Genomic DNA, 6,972 nt, shown 5'->3' with positions numbered 1-6,972 from the left:
GGAATTACTTCACTGCTGCCGGATATGTCGCAGGTTAAAGGCGGGACGCTTTAGCCGATCGCTGATCTGCCCTGCTCCACCATCAAGTCGAAGGATATCATAGAGTTCCTTCAGTCTCTGCCCGGACAACCGCAAACCGTCGGGAACTACGCGAGCCATCTCGCCTCCATATTCGCCATAGCACGACAGATGTGGGACTTTCGGCTGGATGACCGGGAGATGAGGGTTGCGATCACCGTCGCGCGCCGCATGGAGATCATCTCCCGCTCAGCCCAGCGGAACCGCAGACCCACCCTTGATGAACTCGACCGGCTGCTGGCCCATTTCATTGATCGGCGCCAGAGAACACCTCAAGCCATGCCCATGCACAAGGTGATCGTTTTCGCTCTCTTCTCGACGCGCCGACAGGCAGAGATCACCCGCCTCACCTGGGATGACTTCCAGAGGAAGCACAAGCGCATCCTGGTTCGTGACATGAAGCATCCCGGCGAAAAGCTCGGAAACGATACCTGGGTCGATCTGCCCGAGGAGGCCATTCGGATCATCGACAGCATGCGCAAGAGCAAGGCTGAGATCTTCCCCTACTCCCCCGGACGCGATCACGGCCAACTTCACCCGCGCTTGCAAGCTGCTCGGGATCGAGGAACTGCATTTCCACGATCTGCGTCACGAAGGCATTTCGCGCCTGTTTGAAATGGGCTGGAATATTCCTCATGTCGTGGCTGCCAGTGGGCTCAGGTCACGTGGTTTAGCCTGAAACGCTATACGCACATCCGGGAAACAGGCGACAAATATGCAAACTGGCCTGGAATGCAGTTCGCAATCGACAACGCCTGATGCGCCGACCAGTCCTTAACTCTCCCCCGATTGCAAACGTTTTAGGCGGCGTCTTCATTTAAGCAAGCCAGGTCATTGCGCATGCGCGTGACACAAAGGCTCGGAAGGGTGAGACTGTCTTTTCGCAACACAGGGCAATGCGTCGGAAACGTTTGATCCTGTTGAAGTGGGGAGGGTCAGAAAACGATCCAGTGAATCGTTTTCCTGACGCAAGTTCAACAAGGTGTCGCTCCTTGTAGTGGAGCTGTCTGAGGTGCTGCCCAAAGGGTGAACCATGTTCTCAAAGCCCTGTCGAGGCAGGGCTCGTTCAGCAACCTGCTAAGCACTCTGCGCCAGCGCCGCCTCAGAGCCCGCCCAGCGCCCGCGCCGTATCGCCCGGCGTCAGCCCCAGGGCCGCGCGCACTCCGGCAATCTCGCGCAGCCGCGCGGCATTGTCGGCGGCGATGCTGCCATCCGCCATCTGCAGGCTGTTCTCGAACCCGACCCGCGCATGGCCGCCCAGCGCCATCGCCGCCGCAAGAACCCGGGTTTCGTTCTGGCCAAAGGCGCAGACCGACCATTCGGCAGTCAGCCCCTCGGTGGCGCCGAGGAACTTGGCCAATTGCCGGGGCGCGATGCCGCCGCTATCGGGATAGCTGCCGACCACAAAGATCAGCGACAGCGTGGCAGCGGGCAGCGCCCCGGTGGTGACCAGGTCGCGCAGCCGCAGCGCGTCGGCCTCGGTGTAAAGGATGTGCTGAATGCCGATCCCGGCCTCGGCCATTTCGGCGTAGAATGCCAGCGCCGCCGCGTCATCCACGATCATTTCGCGCAGCGCGCAAGAGGCATAGGCGGGGCGGGACTCGCGCACCACCCGCATCTGCTCCGCAGGCGTATAGATGCCAATCGATTCAGTGGTGATCTGCACGGCCAGCGACGGCGCCAGGCGCGCCACCTCGGCCATCATCTCGCGGTAGCCACCGGCGTCGAGCAAATGGCCGCCCGCCGCGTCGCGCAGATGCACATGGATGGCATCTGCCCCGGCAGCGGCCCCGTCGCGGGCACAATCCGCCGTCTCGGCGATGCTGAGCGGAATCGCCGGATGTTCCGATTGCAACCGTCGCCCGCCATTCGGGGCCAGCATGATCATGGTCATTTGGCGGCCCTCCGGGGCAATGTTTCAGGTGTTGAACAGGAAATGCAGCACGTCGCCGTCTTTCACCACATAGGTTTTGCCCTCGGCGCGCATCCGGCCTGCCTCTTTGGCACCCTGTTCGCCTTTGTAGGCGATGAAATCTGCAAAGGCGATGGTTTCGGCGCGGATGAAACCCTTTTCGAAATCGCCATGGATCACCCCGGCGGCCTGCGGCGCACTGGTGCCCGCGCGAATGGTCCAGGCGCGGGCCTCCTTCGGGCCGACGGTGAAATAGGTTTCCAGGTGCAGCAAGTCGTAACCGGCGCGGATCAGCCGATCCAGCCCTGGCTCTTCCAGCCCCATTTCGGTGAGGAACATCTCGGCCTCATCCGCCTCAAGCTGGCTGATTTCCTCTTCGATCCGGGCGGAAATGATGACATGGCCGGCGCCTTGTTCAGCCGCCATCTTGGCGACAGCGGCAGATAGCGCATTGCCCTCGGCGGCCTCGGTTTCCGCGACGTTGCAGACATAGAGCACCGGCTTGGTGGTCAGCAATTGCAGGCCCTTCCAGGCCTTGGCATCCTCGTCATCCACCGCCACGGTTCGGGCGGGCTGGCCCGCCTCCAGCACCGCCTGGGCGGCAGCCAGCAACCGGTCCTGCTGCGCCGCCTCCTTGTCGTTGCCCTTCAGCTTGCGCACCAGATTGGCGCGGCGCCGTTCGATCGACTCAAGATCGGCGAGCATCAGCTCGGTTTCAATGGTATCGGCATCGGCGATCGGATCGACCCGCCCCTCGACATGGGTGATGTCGTCATCCTCGAAACAGCGCAGCACATGGGCAATGGCGTCGACCTCGCGGATCGTCGCCAGGAATTTGTTGCCCAACCCCTCGCCCTTCGAGGCCCCTTTGACCAGCCCGGCGATATCGACAAAGGTCATCCGGGTCGGAATGATCTGTGCCGAACCGGACGTCGCGGCCAGTTCGTCCAACCGAGCGTCGGGCACATTCACCTCACCAACATTGGGTTCGATGGTGCAGAACGGAAAATTCGCCGACTGCGCCGCGGCGGTCTTGGTCAGCGCATTGAATAGCGTCGATTTTCCGACATTCGGCATGCCGACAATGCCCATCTTGAAACCCATCTGTGCCACTCCTGCTTTGACGCGCCGCTTCTAGGCCGGGCGGCACAGCGGTGCAAGCCATGCCGGGATCGGGGCGCCGGGTACGAAAGGACGATTTCGAAGGGTCGAGATCATGATCCCGGGCGCGCTGCCGCCGATTTCCACCCGATATCGGCCCAAAGGACAGCGCATCCCGCCCTGCCCGCAGCTTGAAAACCGGAACCGCCATGACCCGCGAAATCAGCCTGGCCGCCATCCTGATGGCGCCAGCCCAATCCGCCGCGGCCACTCCGCACTCTTCCGCGCCCGAGGTGCGAACCGTGCAGGGCACCATGATCCCCGAAGGCGCCTATGGCGTGATCCAGATCACCAGGCTGGTGTCTGCCAAACCGGGCGCGCTGAACGGCAAGGCCGGACGCGGCAGCAGCCCCCCGATCAGGGCAAACACAAAGACACTGGCCGCAAATACCCCGCTGACCCCAGACAACAGCCGGTTGAAATCGGATCCCGCCCCCCGCCAATTTGTCAGGTCGGTGATCGCCAACACCCCAACAGGGCCAGACAGGCAATCCGCGCCACGCGCAAGAGCGCGGCATAGCCCAGGCGCAGCCCGAGCAAACCGGAGGTGATTGCCAGGCTGAGCAGGAACAGCCCCAGGAACAACCGCGCGACCGCTGGCAACCGGGTGGTCAGCGTCAGAGCCAAAGCCGCGATAATGGTCAGGATGCTGACGACCCAGGCGAGTGGGAGGGTGATCACGTGTCGCCTCGCGCAATGGCGCCAAACCGGCGGCAGAAGTGCCCGATACCGCTATGGTGGCAAAATAATAGCCGGCAAAGTCGCCCGACGCCGGGATCGCGGGCCCATCAGGCGTTGAACTTCACGCGCCGATGTCGCACATCACTCCGGGATCAAGAACGGGAACAACCGATGACACGGATCGACGCCAAATTCGCCGACCTCAGGACACGCGGCAAGAAGGCCTTTGTCGCCTATATGATGGCCGGTGACCCGGATGTCGCACGCTCGATGGAGATCCTGCGCGGCCTGCCCGCCGCCGGGGTCGATGTGATCGAGCTGGGGGTGCCGTTCACCGATCCGATGGCCGACGGCCCGACGATCCAACTGGCCGGACAACGCGCGCTCGAGGCCGGGATGACCCTGACCAAGACCCTGGCGATGGTGCGTGAATTCCGCGAGAGCGATGCGCAGACCCCGATCGTGCTGATGGGCTATTACAATCCGATCTACAATCGTGGCGTCGCAAAGTTTCTGACCGATGCCAAGGCCGCCGGGGTGGACGGGTTGATCATTGTCGATCTGCCGCCCGAAGAGGACGCGGAACTCTGTATTCCGGCGCAGCAGGCCGGATTGAACTTCATCCGGCTGGCGACCCCGACGACGGACAACAAGCGGCTGCCGAAGGTGCTGCAGAACACCTCGGGCTTTGTCTATTACGTCTCGATCACCGGGATCACCGGCTCGGCCGAGGCCAGCGCCGTGGATGTGGCCCCCGAAGTGGCCCGGATCAAGGCGGCCACGGATCTGCCGGTGATCGTCGGCTTTGGCATCAAGACCCCGGACACCGCCGAGCATATCGCGGCGGTGGCGGATGGCTGTGTGGTCGGATCGGCAATCGTCGCCGAGGCCGCCAAGGGTGGTCCGGTGACCGAGGTGCTGGACTTCGTGCGCCGCCTGGCCGAGGGCGCGCATCGGGCCTGAGGGCTAGCCTGTTGATGTCGTGCCGACCGGGGGCTGTCTGCCCCCGGATCCCCGAAGACAGTCGTGACCAGAAGAAGCGGGCGGCGCTCAGGCCAGGGCCACATCGAGCACCATCATCAGGATCAATCCCGCGATCAACCCGGTGGTGGCGCGGTTCTGATGGCCGTGGCGATGGGTCTCCGGAATGATCTCGTGGCTGATGATATAGAGCATCGCCCCGGCGGCAAAGCACAGCCCCCAGGGCAGCAGCGCAACCGAAGCGGTCACCGCCAGCACCCCCAGAAGGCCACCCAGCGGCTCGACCAGCCCGGTGGCCATGGCGACCAGGAAGCTGGGCCAGCGGCCATAACCCTGGCCGCGCAGCGCCACCGCCACCGCCAGCCCTTCGGGGGCGTTCTGCAGCCCGATGCCGGTGGCCAGGCTGATCCCGTTGGCGATGTTGCCGCCACCAAAACCGACTCCAACAGCCAGGCCTTCGGGAAAGTTGTGGATGGTAATGGCCAGCACGAACAACCAGATCCGCGCCAGCGCCTGTGCCTCGGCCCCCTCACGGCCCGAAATGAAATGTTCATGCGGCACCCATTCGTTCAGTGCCGCCACCGCCAGCGCGCCCAGCGCAATGCCACCCGCCGCCACCAGCGCCGCGGCGCTGCGTGAGCCGTGTTGCAGCTCTGCCGCGTCGATGCCCGGCAGGATCAGCGAAAAGAACGAGGCCGAGATCATCACCCCGGCAGCAAAGCCGAGCAATGTGTCGCGCCAGGCCCGGCTGATCTCGCGGCCGAACAGCACCGGGACCGCGCCAACCGCCGTCATCATGCCGGCGACCAGGCTGGCCAGCGCGCCGAACAGGATCGTATTGGAGGCGTCCAGGATCATCATCGCCACATCCTAACACCCCGGTCCGAGAACGCGCTGCGACTTGCAGGCGCGGGTCCGGGCGGCTAGGAATCTCGGGTGCCTTCGCAGGAGGAAAGCGCATGCCTGTCATCACCTGCATCGACGATCTGAAACGCCTGCACCGGCGGCGCACGCCGCGGATGTTCTACGACTACGCCGAAAGCGGGTCCTGGACCGAACAGACCTTCCGCGAAAATACCAGCGATTTCAGCGAGGTCAGGCTGCGCCAACGGGTGGCGGTGGACATGACCAACCGCAGCCTCGCCAGCCGGATGATCGGCCAGGAGGTGGCGATGCCGGTGGCCCTGGCGCCGGTCGGGCTGACCGGGATGCAGCGCGCGGATGGCGAGATCAAGGCGGCCCGGGCGGCGGAAAAATTCGGCGTGCCCTTCACCCTCTCGACCATGTCGATCTGTTCGATCGAGGATGTCGCGGCGCATACCGAAAAACCGTTCTGGTTTCAGCTCTATACGATGAAGGATCAGGATTACCTGCGCCGTCTGATCCAGCGGGCCAAGGACGCGAAATGTTCGGCTCTGGTGATCACCCTCGACTTGCAGATCCTCGGCCAGCGCCACAAGGATCTGAAGAACGGCCTGTCCGCGCCGCCGAAGCTGACTCCGGCAACGATTGCCAACCTGATGACCAAATGGACCTGGGGCATCGAGATGCTGGGCACCAAGCGGCGCCAGTTCGGCAATATCGTTGGCCATGTCAGCGGGGTGAAAGACACCTCGCAGCTCGGCTCCTGGACCGCCGAGCAGTTCGATCCGAAGCTCGACTGGGCCAAGATCGCCGAGATCAAGGAGATGTGGGGCGGCAAGGTGATCCTGAAGGGGATCCTGGACGCCGAGGATGCGGTGAAGGCCGCTGAAGTCGGGGCGGATGCGATCATTGTCTCCAACCATGGCGGACGGCAGCTGGACGGGGCGCTGAGCACGATCCGGATGCTGGATCCGATCCTGCAGGCGGTCGGCGACCGAATCGAGGTGCATCTGGACAGCGGCATCCGCACCGGTCAGGACGTGCTCAAGGCCATCGCGATGGGGGCCAAGGGCACCTATATCGGGCGCGCCTATATCCATGGCCTCGGCGCCATGGGCGAGGCCGGGGTGACCGCCGCGCTCGAGGTGATCGCCAAGGAGATGGATATCTCGATGGCGCTCTGCGGCAAGCGCGATATCCTGGATGTGGGCCGCGACATCCTGCTCATACCCGAAGGCTTTTCAGGACGCTGGCAGAGCTAGATCATGGTCGGAGCATGCCAGCCCGGCGCGGGT

7 protein-coding genes and 1 pseudogene are annotated in these 6,972 nt (G+C 63.8%); 3 read left to right on the top strand and 5 right to left on the bottom strand.

What is annotated here, in order from left to right:
• Positions 1 to 481 precede the first annotated feature (481 nt).
• Positions 482 to 757, top strand: coding sequence for a tyrosine-type recombinase/integrase (locus tag P1U48_RS18235; RefSeq protein ID WP_366142915.1), 276 nt, complete (start codon positions 482 to 484; stop codon positions 755 to 757).
• Positions 758 to 895: 138 nt separating this feature from the next.
• On the opposite strand, the pseudogene P1U48_RS16040 reads toward P1U48_RS18235, so the two are convergent.
• The 4 genes and pseudogenes from P1U48_RS16040 to P1U48_RS16025 all read right to left on the bottom strand — a co-directional run.
• Positions 896 to 1,003, bottom strand: a pseudogene (locus tag P1U48_RS16040) (IS5/IS1182 family transposase); the annotation flags it as partial.
• Between the two features lie 177 nt (positions 1,004 to 1,180).
• Positions 1,181 to 1,972, bottom strand: a complete 792-nt coding sequence (locus P1U48_RS16035; protein WP_301070193.1) for a 3-keto-5-aminohexanoate cleavage protein — start codon at positions 1,970 to 1,972, stop codon at positions 1,181 to 1,183.
• 24 nt (positions 1,973 to 1,996) lie between these two features.
• Positions 1,997 to 3,094, bottom strand: a complete 1,098-nt coding sequence (gene ychF / locus P1U48_RS16030) for a redox-regulated ATPase YchF (RefSeq protein WP_301070192.1) — start codon at positions 3,092 to 3,094, stop codon at positions 1,997 to 1,999.
• 504 nt (positions 3,095 to 3,598) lie between these two features.
• On the bottom strand, positions 3,599 to 3,832 hold the full coding sequence (locus tag P1U48_RS16025) for a hypothetical protein (RefSeq protein WP_301070191.1): 234 nt from the start codon (positions 3,830 to 3,832) through the stop codon (positions 3,599 to 3,601).
• A gap of 171 nt (positions 3,833 to 4,003) precedes the next feature.
• Here P1U48_RS16025 and trpA point away from each other — a divergent pair, with 171 nt between their 5' ends.
• Positions 4,004 to 4,795, top strand: a complete 792-nt coding sequence (gene trpA / locus P1U48_RS16020) for a tryptophan synthase subunit alpha (RefSeq protein WP_301070190.1) — start codon at positions 4,004 to 4,006, stop codon at positions 4,793 to 4,795.
• Between the two features lie 87 nt (positions 4,796 to 4,882).
• On the opposite strand, the gene P1U48_RS16015 is transcribed toward trpA, so the two are convergent.
• Complete coding sequence (locus P1U48_RS16015; RefSeq protein WP_301070189.1) at positions 4,883 to 5,674, bottom strand: ZIP family metal transporter; 792 nt, start codon at positions 5,672 to 5,674, stop codon at positions 4,883 to 4,885.
• Between the two features lie 98 nt (positions 5,675 to 5,772).
• On the opposite strand from P1U48_RS16015, the gene P1U48_RS16010 reads away from it, so the two are divergent.
• Complete coding sequence (locus tag P1U48_RS16010; RefSeq protein ID WP_301070188.1) at positions 5,773 to 6,939, top strand: alpha-hydroxy acid oxidase; 1,167 nt, start codon at positions 5,773 to 5,775, stop codon at positions 6,937 to 6,939.
• Positions 6,940 to 6,972: the final 33 nt, after the last annotated feature.

Origin of the sequence: Pseudooceanicola sp. (genome assembly GCF_029213205.1) — a bacterium.
Classification (GTDB): domain Bacteria; phylum Pseudomonadota; class Alphaproteobacteria; order Rhodobacterales; family Rhodobacteraceae; genus Pseudooceanicola.
The sequence above is the reverse complement of the archived record's forward strand: the minus strand, read 5'-3'. Positions and strand labels throughout refer to the sequence as shown.